The sequence below is a fragment of the Arthrobacter gengyunqii genome, assembly GCF_023022985.1.
Lineage (GTDB): Bacteria > Actinomycetota > Actinomycetes > Actinomycetales > Micrococcaceae > Arthrobacter_B > Arthrobacter_B gengyunqii.
The window spans coordinates 99,441-122,275 of the sequence record NZ_CP095461.1; the positions used below are offsets into that span (position 1 = coordinate 99,441).

The following is a 22,835-nucleotide window of genomic DNA, read 5'->3' on the forward strand; positions in this document are numbered from 1 at the left end:
ACCATGGAATACGTAGAAGTTCTGCTGCCCTCAGTCTGTGTTGGAGCTCTCTTTTATTTTGTGATGAAGGCGCTTCTCAACGTTGACCGATCGGAGCGAAAGGCACTGGCTGAAGCGGAACGCGAAGCCGATCTTGCGGCCGAAAGAGAAGCAAGTAGTCAAGCCCCGGAAAAAGAAAGTAATTAAAATCCTGCGTTTGCTTTGACGGGGCATTCACAATTGCGTCATACTCTAAGTGGTCTCATTATCGTTTTTCCGGTTTAACACTGCTTAGGAGCCTGTCGTGGCGCAAAAGGTAAAAATCATTCTGGTCGATGACCTCGATGCTGGAAGTGCGGATGAGACCGTGCGGTTCGGTCTGGACGGATCCCAGTACGAGATCGACCTGTCCAAGGACAATGCAAAGAATCTTCGTGCGGCCCTGAAGCCCTACGTGGACGCGGGCCGCAAAGTTGGCGCCCGTACGGGCCGCCCCCGCGCTGCCGGTTCTGCACGCAGCAACGAAGCAGCGCAAATCCGTGAATGGGCCCGCAGCAACGGGTACACCGTCTCGGAGCGTGGACGCGTGAACAGCGAAATTATCGAAGCGTACCGGGCCGCCCAGGGCTAAGGTCCGGCGGGGCCTCCCGGGGACCTTATCCGGGGGCCGGGGTCACGCCTACGGCGAACACGCTCCTTAAGCACGTGCCGGACACGTAGCATCGAATTACGCGTTAGCTAGGAGTGTGCCTCATGTTTGAAAGATTTACCGACCGTGCCCGTCGCGTTGTCGTGCTTGCCCAAGAAGAGGCTCGCATGCTCAACCACAACTACATCGGCACCGAGCACATCCTGCTCGGGCTCATTCATGAGGGCGAAGGTGTCGCAGCTAAGGCCCTTGAATCCCTGAGCATTTCACTCGGTGCCGTGCGTGAGCAGGTGCAGGAGATCATCGGTCAGGGCCAGCAGGCCCCGTCCGGCCACATCCCCTTCACCCCCCGCGCCAAGAAGGTTCTTGAGCTCTCGCTCCGGGAGGCCCTGCAGCTTGGCCACAACTACATCGGCACCGAGCACATCCTGCTCGGACTGATCCGTGAAGGCGAAGGCGTTGCAGCACAGGTGCTGGTCAAGCTTGGAGCTGACCTGAACCGGGTGCGCCAGCAGGTCATCCAGCTGCTCTCCGGCTACCAGGGCAAAGAACCCGTCAGCTCCGGCGGACAGCAGCAGGAAGGCCAGCCGGCAGGTTCGGTTGTCCTGGACCAGTTCGGCCGCAACCTCACCCAGGCTGCACGCGAGTCCAAGCTCGATCCGGTCATCGGACGCGAGCATGAGATGGAACGGGTCATGCAGGTCCTGTCCCGCCGCACCAAGAACAACCCTGTTCTGATCGGTGAGCCCGGCGTCGGCAAGACGGCAGTTGTTGAGGGACTGGCCCAGGCCATTGTCCGCGGCGATGTTCCCGAAACCATCAAGGACAAGCAGCTGTACACGCTTGACCTGGGTTCGCTCGTCGCCGGTTCCCGCTACCGCGGTGACTTTGAGGAACGCCTGAAGAAGGTCCTCAAGGAGATCCGCACCCGCGGAGACATCATCCTCTTCATCGATGAGATCCACACCCTTGTGGGCGCCGGTGCCGCTGAAGGCGCCATCGACGCAGCTTCCATCCTGAAGCCGATGCTGGCCCGCGGGGAACTGCAGACCATCGGTGCCACCACTTTGGACGAGTACCGCAAGCACATCGAGAAGGACGCAGCTCTGGAACGGCGTTTCCAGCCGATTCAGGTCAACGAGCCCTCCGTTGCGCACTCCATCGAAATCCTGAAGGGCCTGCGGGACCGCTACGAAGCGCATCACCGCGTGTCCATTACGGACGCCGCGCTGACCTCTGCCGCAACTCTGGCCGAGCGCTACATCAGCGACCGCTTCCTTCCGGACAAGGCCATTGACCTGATCGATGAAGCCGGTGCCCGGCTGAGGATCCGCCGCATGACCGCGCCGCCGGAGCTCAAGGAAATTGACGAGCGCATTTCCGCGCTGAAGCTGGAAAAGGAATCAGCGATTGATTCCCAGGACTTCGAGGGCGCTGCCTCCCTGCGGGACAAGGAGCAGAAGCTCCAGGACCAGCGGGCGGAAAAGGAGCGTCAGTGGAAGTCCGGCGGCCTGGATGACATTGCCGAGGTGGATGAGGAACTCATCGCCGAGGTGCTGGCCAATTCCACCGGCATCCCCGTGGTCAAGCTCAGCGAGGAAGAATCCACGCGCCTGCTCAAGATGGAAGACGAGCTGCACAAGCGCGTTATCGGTCAGGACCAGGCGATCAAGTCCATCTCGCAGGCCATGCGCCGCACGCGGGCCGGCCTCAAGGATCCCAAGCGTCCGGGCGGTTCCTTCATCTTCGCCGGTCCCACCGGTGTGGGTAAGACGGAGCTCGCCAAGGCACTGGCGGAATTCCTCTTCGGTGACGAAGACGCGCTGATCACCTTGGACATGTCCGAATACTCCGAGAAGCACACTGTTTCCCGGCTCTTCGGTGCCCCTCCGGGATATGTCGGCTACGAAGAAGGCGGGCAGCTGACCGAAAAGGTCCGCCGCCGTCCGTTCTCCGTGGTGCTGTTCGACGAAGTTGAGAAGGCCCACGCTGACCTGTTCAACTCGCTGCTGCAGATCCTCGAAGACGGCCGCCTGACTGACAGCCAGGGCCGGGTGGTGGACTTCAAGAACACCATCATCATCATGACCACCAACCTGGGAACCCGGGATATCTCCAAGAGCGTCTCCACGGGGTTCCAGTCCGGCACGGACACCAAGACCGGTTACGACCGGATGCGGGCCCGGGTCACGGAAGAGCTGCGCCAGCACTTCCGCCCCGAATTCCTCAACCGTGTCGATGACACGGTGGTGTTCCCGCAGCTCACGCAGGACGAGATCGTTCAGATCGTGGACCTGTTCCTGGAACGCCTCGGCAAGCGCCTGGCAGACAAGGGAATGACCATCGAGCTGACCCCCGCGGCCAAGGAACTGCTGGCCACGCGCGGCTACGATCCCGCCATGGGTGCCCGGCCGCTGCGCCGGACCATCCAGCGCGAGATCGAGGACCAGCTCTCCGAGAAGATCCTGTTCGGAGATCTCAAGCCCGGCGAACTGGTATCTGTGGACGTGGAGGGCGAAGGAGACGACGCCACCTTCACGTTCATCGGCCACGGCGTGCCGAAGGCGCTCGAAGAAGCTCCGTCTGCAATTGAGGCGGGCGTCGGGGACTAACCCCCGCGCAGCCTGAACAGCAGCACAGCTTGAACTGACGAAAGGACCCGGCGGGCATTGCGCCCGCCGGGTCCTTTCGTCTTTCCGCGTCACCTTCTGTTGCGTGTGTTGACGGCTGTTTTGCGCCCGGCCGTCCGTGCGGTCCTAGACTGATCCGGTGACTTCCGAGACCACCATCACCGTCCGCCGTGCCCGCACCTCCGACGTCCCCCGCATCCGTTCGCTCGTGGCACCGCTGGCGGAGGAACGGATCCTGGTGGCGAAGGAAGCGGTTGCCTACTACGAAGGGCTGCAGGAATTCCGGATTGCGGAAGGGCCCGACGGCGAGGTGGTGGGGTGCGGCGCGCTGCACGTGATGTGGGAAGACCTGGCCGAGGTCCGGACCCTGGCTGCGGACCGGCAGTGGCGCGGACGCGGAATCGGCCACCTTCTGCTGGATACCCTGCTGGCCGACGCCGCCGAGATTGGAGTGGAACGGGTCTTCTGCCTGACCTTCGAGGTGGATTTCTTCCGCCGCCACGGGTTCGAGGTGATGGCCAACCAGTCGGCGGTTGACCCGGAGGTCTACTCACAGCTGCTGCGGTCCCACGACGAGGGCGTGGCGGAGTTCCTGGATCTGGCCAGGGTCAAACCCAACACGCTGGGAAACACCAGGATGATCCGGAAACTGTAGACACGGCCGCCCCTGCCGCCCGGCACCGCCGCCCCGTGTTCGCGAACAGGTGAACTGCCCCGCAGCTGCTGGCCATCCACCCGTACGGGTGGATAAGCTCAGGGTACTTAGCATCATTCACGGTCCGGAGAAACGGCAGTCACTGCCGGCCGGATCAACGATCAGAAAGCGGGTTCCAATTATGGGCGCAGATGACAAGGTGCAGAATTCAGCCGAAAAGCTTGGCGGCAAGGTCAAGGAAGGCCTCGGCAAAGCAACCGGCAACGAGAGCATGGAAGCTGAAGGACACGGCGACCAGGCCAAGGGCAGTGCCAAGCAGGCCGGCGAGAACATCAAGGATGCTTTCAAGGGCAAGTAGGACATAGCGGACATAACACGTCCCAACAGCTGTGGGAGGGGTCTAAGGCCCCTCCCACAGCTGTTTAATGCGATCCCTTCGGGTGCCTGTCCAGCAATCGGTGACGGGAGTAGGGTCAAAGGCAAAGCGGAAGTCTTTGCCGATCCCGAACTGACCTGCGCAGCGCCCCCGCGGCTGCGCGGGACGACGTGCACCAAAGGAGCTGCTGAACCATGAAGAAGCTTATTAATGATCCGCGCCGGGTCGTTCCGGAATCCCTTGCCGGGTTCGGAATGGCCCATCATGATTTGGTCCGTGTGCACAGCGACCCGGACCTGGTCCTGCGGCGGGAGCCTTCGCAGGGGAAAGTTTCCCTGGTTTCGGGCGGCGGCAGCGGGCACGAGCCGCTGCACAGCGGCTACGTGGGCCATGGAATGCTTGACGCGGCAGTGCCGGGAGCCGTGTTCACGTCTCCCACCCCGGACCAGATTCTTCCTGCCATCACAGAAACCGACACCGGAGCCGGGGTCCTGCTGATCGTCAAGAATTACACCGGAGACATCCTCAACTTCGAGACGGCGGCAGAACTTGCGCAGGCGGAGGGCGTCACCGTCGTCACGGTGGTGGTCAATGACGACGTTGCGGTTGAAGATTCGCTGTACACGGCCGGTCGGCGCGGAGTCGCCGGAACAGTTCTGCTCGAGCGGATAGCAGGCGGTGCTGCAGAGCGGGGAGACACGCTGGAGCAGGTGGCCGCAGTGGCCGAGCGTGTCAACGCCAATGTCCGGTCCATGGGAGTGGCACTTGCACCCTGCACCGTGCCGCACGCAGGTGAGCCAAGCTTCACGCTGGCGGACAACGAGATCGAGCTGGGCGTCGGAATCCACGGTGAGCCCGGACGGCACCGGATGCCCATGGCGTCCGCCGACAGCATCACCGACCAACTGCTGGAGCCGGTCCTGCAGGACGTGGCGGCTGCTGCCGGCGATGAGGTGCTCCTGTTCGTCAACGGTATGGGCGGAACCCCGCTGAGCGAGCTGTACATCATGTACCGCCGCGCAGCCGAAGTGCTGGCCGAGCGTGGCATCCGGGTGGAACGCTCCCTGGTGGGGAATTACATCACCGCCCTGGACATGCAGGGCGCTTCGGTGACAGTGCTCCGGTTGGATAATGAGCTGACGGAACTTTGGGACTCGCCGGTCAACACGCCGGCCCTGCGATGGGGGATGTGACCATGTCATTGGATGCAAAGTGGGCGGCACAATGGATGCGCGCCTCAGCCGCCGCCATGGCGGAGAACCGGCAGCGCCTTATTGACCTGGACCGGGACATTGGCGACGCGGACCACGGAGAGAACATGGACCGAGGTTTCTCGGCTGTCGTGGAGAAGCTGGACGCGGACGGAACGCCTGCCACACCGGGAGACGTGATGAAGCTTGCGGCCATGACCCTGATGTCGAAGGTCGGCGGGGCCGCCGGGCCGCTGTACGGCACAGCCTTCCTGCGGGCCTCCACCGCGGCCGGCACTGCCGCGGAGCTGGATCCGGAGGCACTGGTTGCTGTGCTCACGGCCGCACGGGACGGAATCGTGGCCCGCGGAAAAGCCGAAGTTGGAGACAAGACCATGGTGGATGCCTGGACGCCGGCAGTAGAGGCAGCCCAGACATCAGCAGGGGCCCAGGCCGGACCGGCCGAGGTGCTGGCCGCAGCGGCGAACGGTGCCCGGGCGGGGCTGGCCGGCACTGAACCGCTGATCGCGCGCAAGGGACGGGCCAGCTACCTCGGAGAGCGCAGTGCAGGCCATCTTGATCCCGGTGCTGCTTCCACGGTCTTGATCCTGCAGGCCGCGGCATCCACGGCGGAAGAGGGCGCATGAGTGTTGGACTGGTCATCGTTTCCCACAGCGCGAAACTTGCTGAAGGCGTTCGGGAACTGGCGGAGCAGATGGCCCGGGACGTGAAAATCGAGACGGCCGGAGGTACGGACGACGGCGGGATCGGCACCAGCCTGGAAAAGATTTCCGCTGCCATTGCCGCAGCGGACACCGGCGACGGTGCCCTCCTCCTCGCAGACCTCGGATCGGCCGTGATGACTGCGGAAACGGCGGTGGAATTCCTGGACGATGACCAGCGCGCCCGCGTCCGGTTGGCCAACGCGCCCCTGGTCGAGGGGACGGTGGCGGCGGCAGTTGCCGCACAGAGCGGCAGAACCCTGCAAGCCGTGCTGCAGGAAGCCGAGTCCGCCGGGGGAATCCCGGGGCAGGCAACCCCGCCGGCCGGGTCCGGGACCGGCACGGATGCTGCTGCGGGTGCCGGGGAGCCCGATGACGGGGCCGATGACCTCGATCCCGCCGATGACGATGTTCACACCGGTTCGTGGGAGCTCATCAACCCGGCGGGCCTGCATGCCCGGCCCGCAGCGGCCGTGGCACAGGCAATGGCGGATCTGGACGCTGAAGTCCGCATCAACGGGGTGGACGCCAAGTCCGTGATGATGCTGATGACTCTGGGCCTGGGTCAGGGTCAAACCCTGACCCTGACGGCACGCGGTCCCGATGCCGCCCGCGCAGTGGACATGATGGCTCTGGAAGTGCGGAACGGTTTCGGAGAGATCTAGCCGGCAGTGATCAAGCGGGAAGCTGCAGCCCCGCGTCGCTCTCCTCCGCCAGCTTGTCCGCCAGCAGGCCGGCCAGGGCACGCTCCAGCTGGCTGGCCGGAGCTCGCAGGGCATGCAGTTTGGACAGTGCGGCGGGCTCCGGATCCGCATCCTCCGCTGCGCCGTCCGCCGCCAACAGATCCGGCGGGCCGACCAGCAGTTTCCGCGGCACCGGCTCCCGGGCCTGGCGCAGCACGGCCATGAGGGCGCCGCGGACCTGCCGGTCCGTGCCGGCCCAGGTTTGGCCTTTGGGCACATACTCTGGTGCGGGTTCCCCGGCTGCCACCCAGGCACACCGCCGCTGCACCGGGCACAGCGCGCACTTGGGCGACCGGGCAGTGCATACCAGGGCGCCGAGCTCCATGACGGAAGCGTTCCAGGCCACGGAAGCGGCGTCGTCGTCGGGCAGCAGTGCCACGGCCAGCCGCATTTCGGCGGCGTTCAGCGCCGGGGCGGGCAGCGCCTTGCCGGAGAGTGCGCGGGCGTGCACCCGGCGGATGTTGGTGTCCACCACCGTCTCCCGGCGGCCGAAGGCAAACGAGGCCACCGCCGCAGCGGTGTAGGTCCCCACACCGGGCAGGGTCAGCAGTTCGTCCCGGGTGCCGGGAACGGAGCCGTTGAAGCGCTCCGTCATGGCTGCCGCGGCGGCGTGAAGGCGCAGCGCCCGCCGGGGGTAGCCCAACCGTCCCCACGCGCGAACCGCCTCGCCGCTGGGTTCGGCGGCCAGGGCTGCAGGAGCGGGCCAGCGCTCCATCCACTGCTGCCACACCGGCAGGACCCGGATCACCGGGGTCTGCTGCAGCATGATTTCGCTGACGAACACACCCCAGGGGCTGCACTCCGGACGCCGCCATGGAAGATCGCGCGCATTGGCCGTAAACCAGCTAATGATCTCCGTATGCAGCTGCGGTGCCTGCTGCAGGCCCGGTTCCATGCAAATCTCCCTCGGTTATGACCAGCAATACTCTACTAACCGGCGTGGTGCTCCCGGTAATCCGGAGCAGGGTACCTAGCCTTAAGTCATGGTTGGGAATGCATCATCAAACAAGGCACCAGGGCGGCCCAGCCCGGCTGTCTACCGGCGGCGCAGGATCGTCGCCGGCATCCTCGCACTGCTGGTCGTCATTGGCCTCATCGCGGGCATCATCGCCGTGGCCGGCTGGCTGCGGGGGGACGACAGCGCGTCGGCCGCGGACACGGTCTCGGAAGCCACCATTCCCGGACCGGAGAGCAACCAGCCCGGTGCCGCCAACGCATCCGGTGCGGCTACTGCTGCTCCGGCTCCGAAACCCACAGCGACGGAAAGCGCCGCCGCAGCACCTGCGCTCTGCCCGGCCGCCTCGGTGGGAGTCAGTGCCACCACCGACGCCCTGAGCTACGCCGCGGGCGTGACGCCGGTGCTGACCATGACGGTCACCAATACCGGAGCCGAGCCCTGCGACGTCAATGTGGGCACCAGCCAGATGGAGTTCATTGTCACCAGCGGCTCAGACCGGATCTTCTCCTCGGAGGACTGCCAGCAGGCCGGCGAGGATCTCTTCAAGACCATCGAACCGAACACTGTGGAGACGGCCAAGTTCACCTGGGACCGCCAGCGCTCAGCGCCCGGCTGCTCGGAAGTGGCCAGCAACCCCAACCCGGGAACCTACACCTTTACGGCGCGGCTCGGAGACATCAGCAGCGAACGAACCACCTTCGAACTCGAGTAACAACCCGTTACATAAAACGGTCGAGCAGGCTGGTCTCCGCAATGCGGGAGAGCCCCTCGCGCACTGTCCGGGCACGCTGCTCGCCGATGCCGTCCACCGTCATCAGGTCATCGATGTTGGCGGCCATCAGGTTCTGCAGGCCGCCGAAATGGTCCACCAGCCGGTTGGAGACCGCCGGCGGCACTGACTTGATGTTGCTGAGCAGCCGGTAACCTCGCGGCTGCACCACGGCCTCGAGTGAATCCTGGCCGGGCTGGAAGCCGACGACGGCGGCAATCTTGCTCAAGTCGATCATGTCGGAGGAGCTGAGGTTCTGCAGCGTGGCCACCTGGTCTTCGGGCCGCTGGGTGCCGTCCTGCAGGTCCGCGTAGTCCCGGACGATCATTTCACTGCCCGGCCCCAGGCCGGCGGTGAGTTCCTCGAGCTGCAGGGACAGCAGGCGGCCGTCCACGCCGAGTTCGAGGACATACTGGGAGATTTCCTCGGAAATCCGGCGGACCATTTCCTGGCGCTGCAGGGTGACTGCCACATCCCGGACCGTGACCATGGCTTCGATTTCCAGGGCGGAGAGGGAATTGGTGACCTGGTCCAGGCGCGCACGGTAGCGTTCCAGGGTGGCCAGGGCCTGGTTGGCGCGGGCCAGCACCGGCTCGGAGCCCTCCAGAACATGGCGCAGCCCGCCCACGTAAAGCTGGATGATCTGCATGGACTGGCTGACCGAGATGACGGGGAACCCGGTCTCAATGGCCACCCGCTCCGCGGTGCGGTGGCGGGTGCCCGATTCATGGGTCTCAATGGTGTGGTCCGGGACCAGCTGCACTGCTGCCCGGAGAATGGTCTTGGCGTCCTTGTCGCAGACTATGGCGCCATCCATCTTGGCCAGCTCGCGCAGGCGGGTGGGGGAAAAATCGATGCCGATGTCGAATCCGCCGGAGCAGATGGAGTCAACGGTGCGGTCAAAGCCCAAGACGATGAGGGCGCCGGTGCGGCCGCGCAGGATGCGTTCGAGGCCGTCGCGGAGCTCCGTTCCCGGGGCTACCCTGGCAAGGGTGGCTTTCAGTGAATCTTCGGGACTTCGTGCCACGGTCACTTCCTTCCGGCCGTCGGGCCCACTGGCGTTCTGGGCGGACACTGCACAGACACTTTCCCTATAGTAGTGGTCCGGGACGGGACAATGGCCACCTTTGTGCCGTGCAACGCGCAGAGTTGCGCCCGGACCGCACTGACGTGTGCTGCATCAGACGCGGAAGGATCCGGCTGTCCTAGAACAGGAGCTCGAGGGCCTCCGTCAGAGTGGACACCTCCCGGACCCGGAACCCGGCCGGAACCGCCACCGGACCGTTGGGTGATGCCGGGACCACCGCGTGCGTGAAGCCGAGGCGCTCCGCTTCCTGGATGCGCCTGGCAATGCCGGGAATGGGCCGGACTTCTCCGGCCAGGCCAACTTCCCCAAAGGCAATCAGCTGTGCGGGAAGGGGCTTGTTCATCTTGGCGGACGCCACGGCAAGAGCCACGGCAAGGTCAGTGGCCGGTTCGCTGAGCTTGACCCCGCCCACGGTGGCCACATAACTGTCATCCTTGGCCAGGTTCATGGACGCCCGCGCCTGCAGCACGGCAAGCAGCATGGCAACCCGCGATGAATCCAGTCCGCTGGTGGCGCGCCTCGCCTGGGAGTTGCTGGTTTCGGCCAGCAACGCCTGGACCTCAGCCAGGAGCGGGCGCTTTCCTTCCAGTGTGACGGTGATGCAGGTCCCTGAGACCGGTTCCTTGGTGCGGGAGACAAACAGACCGGAAGGATCCGCGAGTCCCACGATTCCTTCCTCGGTGAGGTCGAAGCAGCCCACTTCGTCAGTGGGGCCGTATCGGTTCTTGACCGCCCGCAGCAGCCTCAGGCGGGAGTGGCGGTCGCCGTCGAACTGGCAGACCACATCCACGAGGTGTTCCAGCAGGCGCGGCCCGGCAATCGACCCGTCCTTGGTGACATGTCCAACCAGCAACGTGGTCATGTTCCGTTCCTTGGCCGCGGCAATCAGGGACGCTGCCACCTCGCGGACCTGGCTGACGCCGCCGGCGCTGCCGTCCACGGCGGAACTGCTCAGGGTCTGCACGGAATCGACGATCAGCAGTCCGGGCTTGACCTGTTCCACCTGGCCCAGTGCCTGGCCCAGATCGGTTTCCGCGCTCAGGTACAGGAAATCCGATACCGCTCCGATGCGCTCGGCCCGCAGCTTCACCTGTGCCGTGGATTCCTCTCCGGTGACATACAGGACGTCCCGTCCGAGGTTTCCCACCTTGGCCGCCACATCCAGCAGCAGCGTGGACTTTCCGACACCCGGCTCACCGGCAAGCAGGATCACGGCCCCCGGAACAAGTCCGCCGCCCAGGACGCGGTCCAGCTCATCCACTCCCGTGGGCTGATAGGCGGCCGTGGTGGAATCCACGTCGGCAATGCGCTGGGCGGGACGGGCAACAGTGGCTGCCGCCGTGGTGCGGGCTATGACCTCGCCGGCTTCCTCCACGGTGCCCCAGGCCTGGCACTCGCCGCAGCGGCCCACCCATTTGGCCGTGGTCCAGCCGCACTCGGCACAGCGGTAGTTGGCGGTTTTTGCGCGGGCAGTCTTGGTGGCCATAAAAACAGGCTATCCCGGCGCAGTGACACTTCCGTACGGGAGCAGGGGAGGCCCGATCACACCGCGGAGAGGCAGCGCACTGCTTCCTCATGGGTGAGGCCCGTCGATTCAAGCAGGTCCACCACCAGGGGCCGGAAGAGCATGAGCAGGGCGTCACCCTGGATATTGGTGATGCCCAGGGCGCCGGGGTTCAGCTGCGCGCCGACGGCGGCCAGCTCGTTGCGTGCCTGGCGAAGGTGCCTTTCCCGCGTTCCCCCGGACTCGCCGCCGGCCAAGGCGCGGGCGAGGACGTCGACGGCGTCGGCCGTGTCATTCACCACCTCCGTAACCCGCTCGATGGCCTCGTCATTGAGGGCGGCATGGTTGATGACCGACGTCGTGCGGCGCGCAAAGACCCGGCTGTTGCGCACCGCCAGGTCCAGATAGCCGATGGAACCGCGCAGGTCCCCGAGTTCGGCCAGGTGTCGCCGGTAGGCGGGGGATATCCGGGCGATCTCACGGGCGTCGCGCACGCTGCGGGTGAGCAGGTCCAGCTGGGGCTGCGTGTTGCGCGCCCGGACCAGGGCGTGCCAGGCAATCGTCGAGTCACTTTTGGCCACGGCTTCCGCGCACTGGCGCAGCACTGCGGAGAGCTCATGCAGCAGGTCGCGGACATTGGCCTTCGGCTCCCGGCGGGGATCGCGGGGAGCGAGCATGGTGGCCAGGAGAGCAAACAATCCGCCCACGAGGGCGTCTGCGCTGCGCGTGAACACGCCGCCGTCCGGGGCGGGAAGCAGGACCACCAGCAGCGACTGCAGGCCGAGCTGGGTGGTGAAAATGACGCCGCGGTCCAGGAAACGGGCCAGCATGACGGAGATAAAGAGGACGACGGCGGCCTGCCACAGCCCGGTGCCCAGCGCGTGCAGCAGGAGTTCGCCGATGCTGATGCCCAGGGTGCAGCCGATGCCCACCTCCAACACCCTCCGCGTGCGCGGCTCGCGGGAAAACCCCAGCGAAATGAGCGCGGCGGTGGCGGCGAAGAGCGGCCCCTCATGGCCTAGGACGTACTCGGCAAAGCCGTAGGCACCCACGGCGCAGATGGTCATCTGCAGTGCGGGGATGATCGAATCGCGGCTGCGCCGCAGCCCGACCCGGACCCGGTTGCGCAGGAACCCCCGGCTTTGGGCAATGCGGTCGCGTGGGGGCATGCCAACAGTCTAGGGGCCGCACGGCGTGCCCTCCATCCGGGCGCGCACTGTGACGCTCGGCAGCGCCGGTCATCCCTGCCGGCAACGTCCGCTGCCGGCGGGGATGACCGGGCGGGTCAAAGTTCTCTCCGCCGCTTGGCCCCGTTCACCTTTCGTTAACCTTCCCCCTCCACCATCGGTGAAGGGACGGTGTGACGTCCCGGTGTGCCGGCACATGCCGGACCGCCAGCTCCACGGAAAAACGAGCCCTTGAAAGGGGCCAGACGTGTCGGTAATTCGTATTATCCGTTCCACCGCCCTGCTGTCGGCCGCCGCGCTCGCCCTGTCGGCGTGCGGCAGCGACAGCGCAACCGCCCCCGCCAGCGGCAACACGCCGTCGTCCTCATCGGAAAGCACCCTCACGGGTACCCTTTCCGGATCCGGCGCCTCCTCCCAGGATTCAGCGATGCAAGCCTGGATCGCGGGGTTCACCGCTGCCAACCCGAATACCGCCGTGCAGTACTCTCCGGACGGATCAGGTGCCGGACGCAAGGCGCTGCTGGCCGGGGGCGTGCAGTTTGCGGGTTCGGACGCCCATCTGAAGGACGAGGAAGTGGAAGCTTCGATTGAGGCCTGCGGGCCCGACGGCGCGCTGCACATCCCTGCCTATATCTCGCCCATCGCCATCGCCTTCAACCTGGACGGCGTGGATGAACTCAACTTGGATGCCGACACGATTGCCGGCATTTTCCGCGGCGACATCAGCAGCTGGAACGATCCGGCCATCGCGGGCCAGAATGAGGGCATCGAGTTGCCCGATACGCCCATCACCGTTGTCCACCGCTCCGACGAGTCGGGAACCACCGAAAATTTCACCGAATACCTTGCGGCTGCGGCACCTGCGGTGTGGACCACGGAGGCAAGCGGTGAATGGCCGGCCGACCTGAACGGCCAGGAGAACGCGCAGGGCACCAGCGGCGTGGTGTCCGCTGCCGGTGCCACCGACGGCGCCATCACCTACGCCGACGCCTCCGCCGTCGGCAGCATGGGAACGGTCTCGGTAAAGGTTGGCGGAGAGTACGTCCCCTACAGTTCCGAGGCCGCCGCCAAAGCCGTGGAAGCCTCCACTCCGGTGACCGGCGAAGGCCGGCCCGCTGCAGACATGGCCATGAATTTGGCCCGCGACACCACCGAGTCCGGTGCCTATCCTGTGGTCCTGGTCTCGTACCACATTTACTGCACCAGTTACCCGGACTCTGAAACCGTTGACCTGGTGAAGGCCTTTGGCTCCTATGTCGTCAGCGAAGAGGGACAGGCTGCTGCAACGGATGCAGCAGGCAACGCGGAGCTTTCGGAGCCGCTTCGCCAGAAGGCCGAAGCGGCCATTGCGAGCATCAGCGTCTCGAAATAGCCGGTGCGGGCGGCGGAGCTGCAGCGTTCCGCCGCCGGCGGCAGGCTCTCCTATTCGCAGCCTCCGCCGGGGCGTGGGACAGTAAATGGGGGGATTGCAGCGGCAGACTGAGGCGCCGCGTCAAGGGATCCGTGCAGGGTCAGTAGAGTTTAAGAAGTTGCCAGTGAAGAACCGAAGGGTTGTGCAGTGTCCAGCAAGTCCATAGAAGGCACCGGTGGTGCCGGCCGTGCCGGAGACAAGGTGTTCTCCGGAATCACGCTCTTGGCCGGTTGCCTCATCCTTCTTGTCCTGTTTTCCGTGGCTGTGTTCCTGCTCTGGCAGGCGCTGCCCACCTTCACCGCGGATTCCGCCGACATCAGCGGCGGCGAGGGCTTCTTCACCTACATTTGGCCGCTGGTCATCGGAACGGTCATCGCTGCGGCCATTGCCCTGCTCATCGCGACGCCGGTGGGCATCGGCGTCGCGCTGTTTATCTCTCACTACGCGCCGCGCCGCATGGCGCAGGGCCTTGGCTACCTCATTGACCTGCTGGCGGCCATCCCGTCGGTGGTCTACGGCGCCTGGGGCATGATGGTGCTCGCTCCGGCCCTGGTTGGCCCCTACACCTGGCTGGCCGACAACGCCGGCTGGATCCCGATCTTCTCCGGTCCGGCCAGCCAGACCGGCAAGACCATGCTGACGGCGGGAATCGTCCTGTCCGTGATGGTGCTGCCGATCATCACCTCGCTGACCCGGGAAATCTTCCTGCAGACTCCGAAACTGCATGAGGAAGCAGCTCTGGCCATGGGCGCCACCCGCTGGGAAATGGTCCGCATGGCGGTCTTTCCCTTTGCCCGCCCGGGTGTCATCAGCGCCGTCATGCTGGGCCTGGGACGCGCCCTGGGTGAAACCATGGCCGTGGCCCTGGTGCTCTCCTCCGGCGGCCTGATTGCCAGCCTCATCCGCCCTGGCAACCAGACAATCGCTGCGGAAATTGCCCTGAACTTCCCCGAGGCGTACGGCCTGCGCCTGTCCGAGCTGATCGCCGCCGGCCTGGTGCTGTTCCTGATCACCCTGGCCGTGAACGTGATTGCGCGCTGGATCATCAGCCGCCATAAAGAATTCTCCGGAGCCAACTGATGCAGACGACACCAACACTCAGCCGCCGCCCCTCGACACTGACCAAGAACCAGCTTCCGCCCTATGCGGTGTGGGTGGTTCTGGGAGCGGCAGTCATCCTCGGCGCGGCTTTGTCCGCCCTGATCGGTTTCGGCATCGCAAGCTTCACCATCTTCACCGCGGTAATTTTCGTCATCGGCGCTACCGCCCTGACCTGGGCTGTGGAGGGACGCCGACGAGCGGTTGACCGCTTTGCCACCTACCTGATCTGCGGCTCCTTCCTCCTGGCGCTGGTTCCCCTGGTGTCCGTGATCTTCACCGTCCTGTCCAAAGGCCTGGCAGGCCTGAGCCCGGACTTCCTGTTCACCTCCATGGGCGGAATGACCGGGGCCGTGGACAACAACAGCGCGGAGACGGGCGGCCCAGTGCTGGGCGGGGCGTACCACGGCATTGTGGGCACGCTGCTGATTACCCTGTGGGCCACGATCATTTCGGTGCCGATCGGCCTGCTGACCGCCGTCTACCTGGTGGAATACAGCAACGGCGGACCGCTGTCCCGGGCCATCACCTTCTTCGTGGACGTCATGACCGGCATCCCGTCGATCGTTGCGGGTCTCTTCGCTGCAGCCTTCTTCGCCCTGGTGTTCGGACCGGGGGTGCGCACCGGCTTTGTGGCCGCCGTCGCCCTCTCCGTCCTGATGATCCCCGTGGTGGTGCGCTCCACCGAGGAAATGCTCAAGATCGTGCCGAACGAGCTGCGGGAAGCCGCCTACGCGCTGGGCGTGCGCAAATGGCGCACCATCCTGAAGGTGGTGGTGCCGACGGCGATTTCGGGCATCGCCTCGGGTGTCACCCTGGCCATCGCACGCGTTATCGGCGAAACGGCGCCGCTGCTGGTCACCGCAGGTTTTGTGAACACGATCAACATGAACGTGTTTGCGGGCTGGATGAGCACCCTGCCCACCTACATTTACCGGCAGCTGATGAGCCCCACCTCGCCCACCAACACCGATCCGAGCACACAGCGTGCCTGGGCGGCGGCGCTGCTGCTGATCATCATGGTGATGCTGCTGAACCTGGGTGCCCGCCTGATCGCCCGGATGTTCGCGCCCAAGACCGGACGCTGACCAGCCTCACTCCCTGCGGCAGGCACCGCCGCCCTGCCGCTCCCGAAACTTCAACAAAAAGGAATCACATGTCCAAGCGAATCGACGTCAAGGACCTCAACGTCTACTACGGCGACTTCCTGGCCGTAGAAAACGTCAACATCAACATTGAGGCGCGCTCGGTCACGGCGTTCATCGGCCCCTCGGGCTGCGGAAAGTCCACCTTCCTGCGGACGCTGAACCGCATGCATGAAGTTCTTCCGGGCGCCCGCGTGGAGGGTGAAGTCCTGCTGGACGGCGAGAACCTCTACGGCTCCGGCGTGGATCCCGTCACCGTGCGCAGCCACATCGGCATGGTGTTCCAGCGCCCCAACCCGTTCCCCACCATGTCCATCCGGGACAACGTCCTGGCCGGCGTGAAGCTGAACAACAAGCGCATCTCAAAGTCCGACGCCGATGACCTGGTGGAGAAGTCCCTCACCGGCGCCAACCTGTGGAAGGAAGTCCGGGACCGGCTGGAGAAGCCCGGCTCCGGCCTCTCCGGCGGCCAGCAGCAGCGCCTGTGCATTGCCCGGGCCATCGCAGTGTCCCCCGAGGTCATCCTCATGGACGAGCCCTGCTCGGCCCTGGACCCCATCTCCACCCTGGCCATCGAGGACCTGATCGAGGAGCTGAAGAGCGACTACACGGTGGTGATCGTGACCCACAACATGCAGCAGGCAGCCCGCGTCTCTGACAAGACAGCGTTCTTCAACATTGCCGGCACCGGCAAGCCGGGCAAGCTCATCGAGTACGACGACACCACGGTCATCTTCAACAACCCGGCCCAGAAGGCCACCGAGGATTACGTCTCCGGACGCTTCGGGTAAACCGCGCGGGCAGACCCGCTGCGGGCGGCTGAATCTCAGAGCATCGGGCTGATCGCCAGGAAGAGGATGCCGCCCAGCAGGGCTGTCACCGGAGCCGTGGCAAGCCACGTGGCCAGGACTTCCCGCAGCGGAATGAAGCGGACGGTGGAAAAACGCTGGTTCGCGCCGGCGCCCACAATGGCCGAGGTCATGGTCTGAGTGCTGGAGAGCGGGATCTGCAGCCACACGGCGCCCAGGAAGAGCATGGTGGAGCTGACCGCCGTCGCGCTCATGCCGCGCAGCGGGTCAATGCGCACCAGGCGGCTGCTGAGCGTGCGGCTGATCCGCCAGCCGCCGAAGAGGCTTCCCGCGGCCAGCGCGGCGCCGGAGAAAACCTGTACCCAGAGCGGGATGCCTGCGCTGCCGGAGTATCCGGCAGCCACCAGTGCCAGGACAATCACGGCCATGGTCCGCTGCCCGTCCTGCATGCCGTGGCCCAGCGAAAACGCCGACGTGAACACTGACTGGGCGATCCGGTTTCCGGCGTCTCCGCGGCGCGGGGAGCTGTAGCGCATGAGCCAGGTAGTGGGAAAAACCAGCAGGTAGGCCAGGACAAAGGCAACCACGGGAGAGAGCAGCAGCGGCAGGACAATCTGCTGCAGCAGCACCTGATAGGACTCGGCGATGTTGGGGCCTCCCACCAAGGTGGACGCGGCCCCCGAGCCGACTATGCCGCCCACGAGGGCGTGTGTGGAGGAGGAAGGCATGCGCCGCCACCAGGTCCACAGTCCCCAGCCGCAGGCCGCGAGCAGGCCCGCAATCAGGATGCCCAGACCCGGTGTTCCATCCGGGAGTTGGATGAATCGATCTGCCAGGACCAGGGCCAGCGCCGTGCTCAGCAGGGCGCCGGTCAAGTTGAAGACGGAGGCGAGGACGACGGCGACCGTGGGGGTCAGCGCGCGGGTGCGCACCGAGGTGGCAATGGAGTTTGAAACATCGTGGAAGCCGTTAATGAAGGCGTAGGCACCTGCGAAGAGCACCACGGCGGCCAGCAGAACCGGCTCCACCTAGGATTCCCGGACCAGAATGCCGCCCACGGCGGTGGCACACCGGCGCAGCGATGAGGTGGTTCCGGCCAGCTGGTCCGCGAGGTCCCGGTGCCGGGCATACATGAGCGGCTTGTGGTCACGCAGGAGTTCGGACACCCAGATGCGGTGGGTCCGCTCGGAGCGCTTGGACAGGCGCAGCATCTCGATCCAGTAGTCGTCGAGGTCTTCCAGCGACGCCAGGCGGCGCATGGCGCCTGCCGTCAGCTCGGCCTGCCGGCCAATGACTTCAAGCTGTTCGGCGGCACGCCTGGAGATCCCGGTCAGCCGGTACAGCGAGATGATCTCCGCGGCGGCGTCGAGGTTTTCCGTCGCTGACATCAGTGTGAGGGAAAGGTCGTAGAGGTCCTCGCGGGGGAGCGGATTGATGAAGCTTGACCTCATCTGCGTCATGAGCGCGAAATGCAGGTCCGTGGCTTCCGCCTCCAGCTGATGCATGTGCTCGGAGAGCCGTTCATAATCGGCCGATTCGGCACCGAGGACCTCCGACAGCGTCCCCGCGCCGCGCACAAGCACGGCCCCCATTTGGGAAAGGAGCTCGAGCCCGGCGTTTTCCTGGGGAAACAGCCGCAGCCTCACGGGAAAACCTGGATTTGCCGGCCGGAAAGGGGGCCCTGCGCGATGTGGGTCACGAGCCTAGATTATCGGCTGCGCAGTAAGAACCAAAAGCGGTGCCGGACCGGGAGCGCCTCTCGGCGGAAGGCCGCTCGAAGCGGCTCTAAGTTGAAGCCCGGGGGTTCCGCAGTCCGACACCAATTTCAGTTTTCTACTCTTCGCCGGAGATGTCAACACGAGCTCCGGCCGACCCCTAATCGAGCTCTCCGCGGCGCCAGGCGGCAGCTGCATATTCCAAATCTTCGGCTGTGCGCACCAGTTGGCGCGCCTTGAGTGTCAGCTGCGTTGCCTTATCGGCGCTGCCCGTCTCTGCCGAGTCGGCGTGATGTGTCTGGCCCAGGGCCACTACGCGGCAGAACGCAGCGAAGCGTTCCAGCGCGACGTCGAACTCTCCCTCGAAGGCTCCGGAGAGGATGGTGTCCGCCATGGCTTTGACCTCGTCCGCACCCAGCGGCTCGGCCACCCCGGCCACCACCTTGGAGACCTGGGCAACGTCTTTTCCGGCGGCGTAGTAAGCGGCAACCCGCTCCGGATTCTGCTGAGTGGCGGCGCGGAGGGCGTAGAGACGCCACAGGGCACCGGGCAGTGAACGAGCAGGGCTTTCCGCCCACATCTCCGCGATGGATTCCAGGCCCTGCCGGTCTGCCAGCTTCACCAGGCGGCGGGTGATCTCCGGATCGGAGCTCTCCCTGCCGTGGTGCACCAGGGCCTGGGCAGCCAGGTGGGCTGCTTCGGATACTCGGGCCGGATCCGCGCCTCCGGGAATGTTGGCGAAGTCCAGCGGAGCGTACAGCTTGGGCTTGTGATGCCGTGGGGGCATTTCATTGGACTCACTCATGATTTGAGAATACTCCGCCCCGGGAACAGCCGTCGAGGAGGGGCCCTCCGGTGCGGCAGGGCGGGCGCTGCAGGGCATGCCGGCAGCGAAACGCAAACACTGGGGCCCGTAGTTTCGTGAGATGCGTCCCCCGTGCGATAAAGTGGAGAAGTCGATTCGTCGACGGCTGTATGGGTGAGGGAAACCTTGGACCGGAACCGCCGTCCCGATACGGCTGGGGGCCTTTAGCTCAGTTGGTAGAGCATCGGACTTTTAATCCGTGGGTCGTGGGTTCGAGCCCCACAGGGCCCACCAGAAGATGGGCCGGCTTGCCGTCAGCGGTGAGCCGGGACTTCGACAGCACCCCGGTTTTCGAACCGGGGTGCTTTTTCTTTGCCCCCGGGCTTCCGGCGGGCAGCGGTGCCGTTAGCATCGCAGGATGAATCCGAAGCGGATCCCCGGCGCCCGCGGGCGGCAGCCGTGAGTGCCAACACTTGGACCGTCGACTTCTGGCTTGATCCCGCCTGCCCGCTGACCCGCCGCACAGCGCGCTGGCTCACCTCCATGGCCGCAGACGTTCCCCTGCAGGTGCACTGGCGCGTGATGAGCCTGTCCCTCCTCTACGAGGACGAAGGGAACAGCCGGGACGGTTCCGGGGAAGGCAGAGCTTGGCCCAGGGATCCTGCCCTGGTTGCCGCCGCCGTTCAGGACGGGCACGGCCACGCGGCGCTTGGGGACTTTTACGACGCGCTGTGGACCGGGCAGGACGGCACGGAGCAGGAGGGGATCGGAAGCATCGCCGACGCACTTCGCCGCTGTGCGCTGCCGCCGGATCTGGCCGACGGTGTCTCCGCCGGCCGGGACACAGCACTGCACAGCTCACACAGCGACGGCGTTGGCCGTCTGGCGGGCAGTGCGGGCTCGCCCATCCTCTCCCTGACGGCTCCTTACGGCCGCCGGGAAACGATTCTTGGCCCCCTGCTGGATGCAATGCCCGCCCCCGCCGATGCGGTGACGCTGTGGAAAGCCACGGTATTGCTGGCCGGCATTCCCGGGTTCCGGGAGATCAGGCGCTGACGTTCAGGAGGAGGCCCTGCCGCCGGTGTCTTCGGCGTCCTTCGCTGACCCGTTGTTCTCCGTACCGTCTGCCTTTTCGCCGGCGCCGCGGCTGCGTTCGAGCACCGGGCCGGGAACCGGCCGGCGGCGGGCGGTGTCGAACTTCATGAGCTTGTGGGTTCCGTCGCAGTAGGGCTTGATGGCGGACCCGCCGCACCTGCAAAGGGCCACCGTGCCCCGGTCACGGGGGACCGGAACGCCGTCGGGCGTAATGATTTCAAAGTCTCCGCGCACCAGCAGCGGTCCGTTGGGATAGGCGACCACGGACGCTGCCGCGGGCCGGTTTCCGGAAGCTGCGGCGTCAGTCTCCGCGGTGCTCTGGCCGGAAGGACATCCGGCGCACTCATAGCCGTCAGTGCCGGGCGCAGCGGAGCTCGTCATGGAGTGACCCCTGCTGCGAGGGCAAGGCCGTCCAGGGCGGCTGCGGCCGCTCCCGCGGGCGCCTGCCCGCGAAGGGCTGAGCGGTCCTGCTGCCAGGCCTCGAGCTGGTCTTCGCCCATCAGGGCGTCCAGGGTCAACACCGTTGCGGCACCAAACATCACATCGGCCAGCAGATCCGGTTCGGCCTCGACCAGTCCGCCGGCCAAGTCCCGCGCGGCAATCTGTTCGTGGACGGCGTCGGCCTCCACATGCTCATCGAAATAGTAGGTGACGGTGTCGTCGAAACCGAGCCGGCGGAATCCCCGGGCGTAGAAGGAGTTTGGAATGGAAGAGGTCATCTCAAAGGCTGCAAGATGGCCGGAGATGGCCCCGCGCAGCCGGCGGTTCAGGCCGAACAGGGACATGGCGTTGGAGGAGGCCAGGGTCAGCGCGGGCACGGCGTCCAGGTACCAGCCGTACTCTGTCTCGAGCCCGAGACCCTTCATGGTGACCGCGAAGAGGTGGGAATGCATGCGTTCGGGACGTCCGCCGCCGTATTCGTCCGCCTGGATTTCGATCAGGGCGGCCTTCGCGCGGCCCACGGGCAGCCGGGGAATGGCCCAGCTGTGGGGGTCGGCTTCCTTCAGCTGGTAGATGGAGCGCAGGATCAGGAACTCCTGAAGCTGTTCGCGGGTGGCCTTGGAGGCGACGTAGCGGGAGACGCTGGGACCGTCGTCGTCGGCGGCCATCCGGAACAGCTCCGCGGCGACTGCCTCGGACGTGGGCTCCGGGAGCTCGGGAACGGAAACGGCGCGGCGGAGCGCCGCCTCGAAAGGCTCTTCCAGCTGCAGGCGCAGGCCCACGAGGCCGGGATGCCACTCCAGTGCGTCCGGCACTGAGTCCAGCCCGCTGTAGTGCAGCTCGTAGAGGCAGAACAGGGTCAGCTGAAGGTCTTCGTCGCGGAGAATGTCGGCAGTGTCCGCGCAGGCGCGGCGAACGGTTTCAGCCAGGGCCGTGAGCGCGTCGGTGGACGGTCCCGCAGGAGCCGTGAGCCGGTCAAACAGGGCGGCACTGACAGGTCCGCGGGGTGCGGGGATTTTCATTCTTATCCTTTGTACTCCGGTTCAAGGGTCCAGGCAGACTCCGTGGACGGGACGGTAAATCCAGGACATAAGCATACTTGGTAAAGCTGTTTCGCCCGGAATCCGCATCTGGCGGGACGGATGCGCAGACATTGACCTTTCCGCCCATCCGGCGTGAGATGGGAGCAGCGCGAACAATTGCGCAGGAGGACATCTGCCAACAACAACTGCGGAAGATGACGACAGCTGCGGAAAAGAGGGACACTCATGCCGCTGATTGATGCAGGAGCTTCCATGCTCATTCCGGCATTGGTGCTGCTGATTGCAGCCTTGGCTGTGACGGCCTTCAGGGTTGATGCGGCGCTCGCCCGGGCAGACGGCGAAAAAATCTTCTGGGTGGGCTTGACCGGGTCGCTGACGGCCCTGCTCGCTGTTGCCTGGGCGGTTGCAGGCAGCCCCGGCAGCGGGCCATGGATTGGCTTGGCCACGGTCATTGGAGTGTCAGGCGCCGCCGCATGGGTGCAGGTGCGCCACCGGCGCCGCCAAGCGGCCCGCAGGCAGAAAGCGCGCCGGCAGCGGGTGGCCGCGCTGGAGCGCCGCCACGATGCAGTGCTGCGGAGTTGGAGTTCCTACGAACTGGACGGCTGGAAGGCACTGGAAAAGCCCGGATTGAGCGACACCGCAAAGCCGGAGACGAAAGACCTGATGCGTGCGATGAAGAGCGCTGCTGCGCTCCGGCCGCTGGAGGAGGGAGCCGGTTTGGTCGACGATGAGGAGATCAAAGACTACGGAGCAGCAGTTGCCCGGTTGGAAGAGGCCTGGACGAGCGCCGAAGCATCCGCAGGAGGCGGCCAGGCCGCTTAGCC

The 22,835-nt window shown here is 65.5% G+C and carries 24 protein-coding genes and 1 tRNA gene; 16 read left to right on the plus strand and 9 right to left on the minus strand.

The genetic code is table 11. The features are described 5' to 3' along the window. The first annotated feature begins 3 nt into the window (after positions 1–3). The 8 genes from MUG94_RS00485 to dhaM all read left to right on the plus strand — a co-directional run bounded on the left by MUG94_RS00485 (position 4) and on the right by dhaM (position 6,866). Complete coding sequence (locus MUG94_RS00485; RefSeq protein WP_227891021.1) at positions 4–186, plus strand: hypothetical protein; 183 nt, start codon at positions 4–6, stop codon at positions 184–186. Between the two features lie 97 nt (positions 187–283). Then, complete coding sequence (locus tag MUG94_RS00490) at positions 284–610, plus strand: histone-like nucleoid-structuring protein Lsr2 (protein ID WP_227891022.1); 327 nt, start codon at positions 284–286, stop codon at positions 608–610. 122 nt (positions 611–732) lie between these two features. Then, positions 733–3,240 carry an ATP-dependent Clp protease ATP-binding subunit gene (locus tag MUG94_RS00495; protein ID WP_227891023.1) on the plus strand — a complete coding sequence of 836 codons (2,508 nt, stop codon included), beginning with the start codon at positions 733–735 and terminating at the stop codon, positions 3,238–3,240. Positions 3,241–3,397: 157 nt separating this feature from the next. Then, the gene (locus tag MUG94_RS00500) at positions 3,398–3,913 is read left to right on the plus strand and encodes an amino-acid N-acetyltransferase (protein ID WP_227891024.1); all 516 of its coding nucleotides are present in this window, start codon (positions 3,398–3,400) and stop codon (positions 3,911–3,913) included. 181 nt (positions 3,914–4,094) lie between these two features. Then, a complete protein-coding gene (locus MUG94_RS00505) occupies positions 4,095–4,271 on the plus strand; it encodes a CsbD family protein (RefSeq protein WP_104159952.1) in 177 nt (58 codons plus the stop codon). 212 nt (positions 4,272–4,483) lie between these two features. Then, a complete protein-coding gene (dhaK, locus tag MUG94_RS00510; RefSeq protein WP_227907464.1) occupies positions 4,484–5,482 on the plus strand; it encodes a dihydroxyacetone kinase subunit DhaK in 999 nt (332 codons plus the stop codon). A gap of 2 nt (positions 5,483–5,484) precedes the next feature. Continuing rightward, positions 5,485–6,126, plus strand: a complete 642-nt coding sequence (gene dhaL / locus MUG94_RS00515) for a dihydroxyacetone kinase subunit DhaL (RefSeq protein WP_227891026.1) — start codon at positions 5,485–5,487, stop codon at positions 6,124–6,126. Then, a complete protein-coding gene (gene dhaM / locus MUG94_RS00520) occupies positions 6,123–6,866 on the plus strand; it encodes a dihydroxyacetone kinase phosphoryl donor subunit DhaM (protein WP_227891027.1) in 744 nt (247 codons plus the stop codon). The genes dhaL and dhaM overlap by 4 nt, the downstream gene beginning before the upstream one ends. A gap of 10 nt (positions 6,867–6,876) precedes the next feature. Here the strand turns inward: dhaM and MUG94_RS00525 are convergent, their stop codons facing one another. Beyond that, the gene (locus MUG94_RS00525; protein WP_227907466.1) at positions 6,877–7,839 is read right to left on the minus strand and encodes an HhH-GPD family protein; all 963 of its coding nucleotides are present in this window, start codon (positions 7,837–7,839) and stop codon (positions 6,877–6,879) included. Between the two features lie 88 nt (positions 7,840–7,927). Between MUG94_RS00525 and MUG94_RS00530 the strand changes: the two genes are divergently transcribed. Beyond that, positions 7,928–8,614, plus strand: a complete 687-nt coding sequence (locus MUG94_RS00530) for a hypothetical protein (protein ID WP_227891029.1) — start codon at positions 7,928–7,930, stop codon at positions 8,612–8,614. A gap of 7 nt (positions 8,615–8,621) precedes the next feature. Here MUG94_RS00530 and disA read toward each other — a convergent pair whose 3' ends face one another. The 3 genes from disA to MUG94_RS00545 all read right to left on the minus strand — a co-directional run bounded on the left by disA (position 8,622) and on the right by MUG94_RS00545 (position 12,431). Beyond that, positions 8,622–9,698, minus strand: a complete 1,077-nt coding sequence (gene disA, locus MUG94_RS00535) for a DNA integrity scanning diadenylate cyclase DisA (RefSeq protein WP_227891030.1) — start codon at positions 9,696–9,698, stop codon at positions 8,622–8,624. A gap of 178 nt (positions 9,699–9,876) precedes the next feature. Further along, positions 9,877–11,244, minus strand: a complete 1,368-nt coding sequence (radA, locus tag MUG94_RS00540) for a DNA repair protein RadA (RefSeq protein WP_227907471.1) — start codon at positions 11,242–11,244, stop codon at positions 9,877–9,879. A 56-nt stretch (positions 11,245–11,300) separates the two neighbouring features. Further along, positions 11,301–12,431, minus strand: coding sequence for an FUSC family protein (locus tag MUG94_RS00545; RefSeq protein WP_227907472.1), 1,131 nt, complete (start codon positions 12,429–12,431; stop codon positions 11,301–11,303). Positions 12,432–12,696: 265 nt separating this feature from the next. On the opposite strand from MUG94_RS00545, the gene pstS reads away from it, so the two are divergent. From pstS to pstB, 4 genes are all read left to right on the plus strand, one after another. Beyond that, positions 12,697–13,821 carry a phosphate ABC transporter substrate-binding protein PstS gene (gene pstS, locus MUG94_RS00550; RefSeq protein ID WP_227907474.1) on the plus strand — a complete coding sequence of 375 codons (1,125 nt, stop codon included), beginning with the start codon at positions 12,697–12,699 and terminating at the stop codon, positions 13,819–13,821. A gap of 186 nt (positions 13,822–14,007) precedes the next feature. Continuing rightward, a complete protein-coding gene (gene pstC, locus MUG94_RS00555) occupies positions 14,008–14,940 on the plus strand; it encodes a phosphate ABC transporter permease subunit PstC (protein ID WP_104102602.1) in 933 nt (310 codons plus the stop codon). After that, positions 14,940–16,046 carry a phosphate ABC transporter permease PstA gene (pstA, locus tag MUG94_RS00560; RefSeq protein ID WP_227891034.1) on the plus strand — a complete coding sequence of 369 codons (1,107 nt, stop codon included), beginning with the start codon at positions 14,940–14,942 and terminating at the stop codon, positions 16,044–16,046. Before pstC ends, pstA begins: the two co-directional genes overlap by 1 nt. 68 nt (positions 16,047–16,114) lie before the next feature. Then, positions 16,115–16,894 (plus strand): phosphate ABC transporter ATP-binding protein PstB, encoded by a 780-nt coding sequence (pstB, locus tag MUG94_RS00565; RefSeq protein WP_227891035.1) that lies wholly within the window; start codon positions 16,115–16,117, stop codon positions 16,892–16,894. Between the two features lie 35 nt (positions 16,895–16,929). On the opposite strand, the gene MUG94_RS00570 is transcribed toward pstB, so the two are convergent. From MUG94_RS00570 to MUG94_RS00580, 3 genes are all read right to left on the minus strand, one after another. Beyond that, complete coding sequence (locus tag MUG94_RS00570) at positions 16,930–17,940, minus strand: inorganic phosphate transporter (RefSeq protein ID WP_227891036.1); 1,011 nt, start codon at positions 17,938–17,940, stop codon at positions 16,930–16,932. Next, positions 17,941–18,558, minus strand: a complete 618-nt coding sequence (locus tag MUG94_RS00575; protein WP_227907475.1) for a DUF47 domain-containing protein — start codon at positions 18,556–18,558, stop codon at positions 17,941–17,943. Between the two features lie 229 nt (positions 18,559–18,787). Further along, on the minus strand, positions 18,788–19,432 hold the full coding sequence (locus tag MUG94_RS00580; RefSeq protein WP_227891038.1) for a hypothetical protein: 645 nt from the start codon (positions 19,430–19,432) through the stop codon (positions 18,788–18,790). Between the two features lie 218 nt (positions 19,433–19,650). Between MUG94_RS00580 and MUG94_RS00585 the strand changes: the two genes are divergently transcribed. Together MUG94_RS00585 and MUG94_RS00590 are read left to right on the plus strand one after the other, a co-directional pair. Further along, a tRNA-Lys gene (locus MUG94_RS00585) sits at positions 19,651–19,726 on the plus strand. 165 nt (positions 19,727–19,891) lie between these two features. Beyond that, positions 19,892–20,488 carry a mycothiol-dependent nitroreductase Rv2466c family protein gene (locus MUG94_RS00590; RefSeq protein ID WP_227907478.1) on the plus strand — a complete coding sequence of 199 codons (597 nt, stop codon included), beginning with the start codon at positions 19,892–19,894 and terminating at the stop codon, positions 20,486–20,488. A gap of 3 nt (positions 20,489–20,491) precedes the next feature. Here the strand turns inward: MUG94_RS00590 and MUG94_RS17295 are convergent, their stop codons facing one another. Beyond that, positions 20,492–20,791 (minus strand): CDGSH iron-sulfur domain-containing protein, encoded by a 300-nt coding sequence (locus MUG94_RS17295; protein WP_432418090.1) that lies wholly within the window; start codon positions 20,789–20,791, stop codon positions 20,492–20,494. A 113-nt stretch (positions 20,792–20,904) separates the two neighbouring features. Beyond that, positions 20,905–21,990 carry an iron-containing redox enzyme family protein gene (locus MUG94_RS00600; RefSeq protein ID WP_227907480.1) on the minus strand — a complete coding sequence of 362 codons (1,086 nt, stop codon included), beginning with the start codon at positions 21,988–21,990 and terminating at the stop codon, positions 20,905–20,907. A gap of 246 nt (positions 21,991–22,236) precedes the next feature. On the opposite strand from MUG94_RS00600, the gene MUG94_RS00605 reads away from it, so the two are divergent. Beyond that, a complete protein-coding gene (locus tag MUG94_RS00605) occupies positions 22,237–22,833 on the plus strand; it encodes a hypothetical protein (RefSeq protein ID WP_227907481.1) in 597 nt (198 codons plus the stop codon). Positions 22,834–22,835 lie beyond the last annotated feature (2 nt).

Bases quoted from the DNA above. Each gene is read 5' to 3' on its own strand.
- MUG94_RS00485 (WP_227891021.1), top strand. From the start codon at position 4: ATGGAATACGTAGAAGTTCTGCTGCCCTCAGTCTGTGTTGGAGCTCTC.
- MUG94_RS00495 (WP_227891023.1), top strand. From the start codon at position 733: ATGTTTGAAAGATTTACCGACCGTGCCCGTCGCGTTGTCGTGCTTGCC.
- MUG94_RS00505 (WP_104159952.1), top strand. From the start codon at position 4,095: ATGGGCGCAGATGACAAGGTGCAGAATTCAGCCGAAAAGCTTGGCGGC.
- dhaK (WP_227907464.1), top strand. From the start codon at position 4,484: ATGAAGAAGCTTATTAATGATCCGCGCCGGGTCGTTCCGGAATCCCTT.
- dhaL (WP_227891026.1), top strand. From the start codon at position 5,485: ATGTCATTGGATGCAAAGTGGGCGGCACAATGGATGCGCGCCTCAGCC.
- dhaM (WP_227891027.1), top strand. From the start codon at position 6,123: ATGAGTGTTGGACTGGTCATCGTTTCCCACAGCGCGAAACTTGCTGAA.
- MUG94_RS00525 (WP_227907466.1), bottom strand. From the start codon at position 7,839: ATGGAACCGGGCCTGCAGCAGGCACCGCAGCTGCATACGGAGATCATT.
- MUG94_RS00530 (WP_227891029.1), top strand. From the start codon at position 7,928: ATGGTTGGGAATGCATCATCAAACAAGGCACCAGGGCGGCCCAGCCCG.
- radA (WP_227907471.1), bottom strand. From the start codon at position 11,244: ATGGCCACCAAGACTGCCCGCGCAAAAACCGCCAACTACCGCTGTGCC.
- MUG94_RS00545 (WP_227907472.1), bottom strand. From the start codon at position 12,431: ATGCCCCCACGCGACCGCATTGCCCAAAGCCGGGGGTTCCTGCGCAAC.
- pstA (WP_227891034.1), top strand. From the start codon at position 14,940: ATGCAGACGACACCAACACTCAGCCGCCGCCCCTCGACACTGACCAAG.
- pstB (WP_227891035.1), top strand. From the start codon at position 16,115: ATGTCCAAGCGAATCGACGTCAAGGACCTCAACGTCTACTACGGCGAC.
- MUG94_RS00580 (WP_227891038.1), bottom strand. From the start codon at position 19,432: ATGAGTGAGTCCAATGAAATGCCCCCACGGCATCACAAGCCCAAGCTG.
- MUG94_RS00600 (WP_227907480.1), bottom strand. From the start codon at position 21,990: ATGAAAATCCCCGCACCCCGCGGACCTGTCAGTGCCGCCCTGTTTGAC.
- MUG94_RS00605 (WP_227907481.1), top strand. From the start codon at position 22,237: ATGCCGCTGATTGATGCAGGAGCTTCCATGCTCATTCCGGCATTGGTG.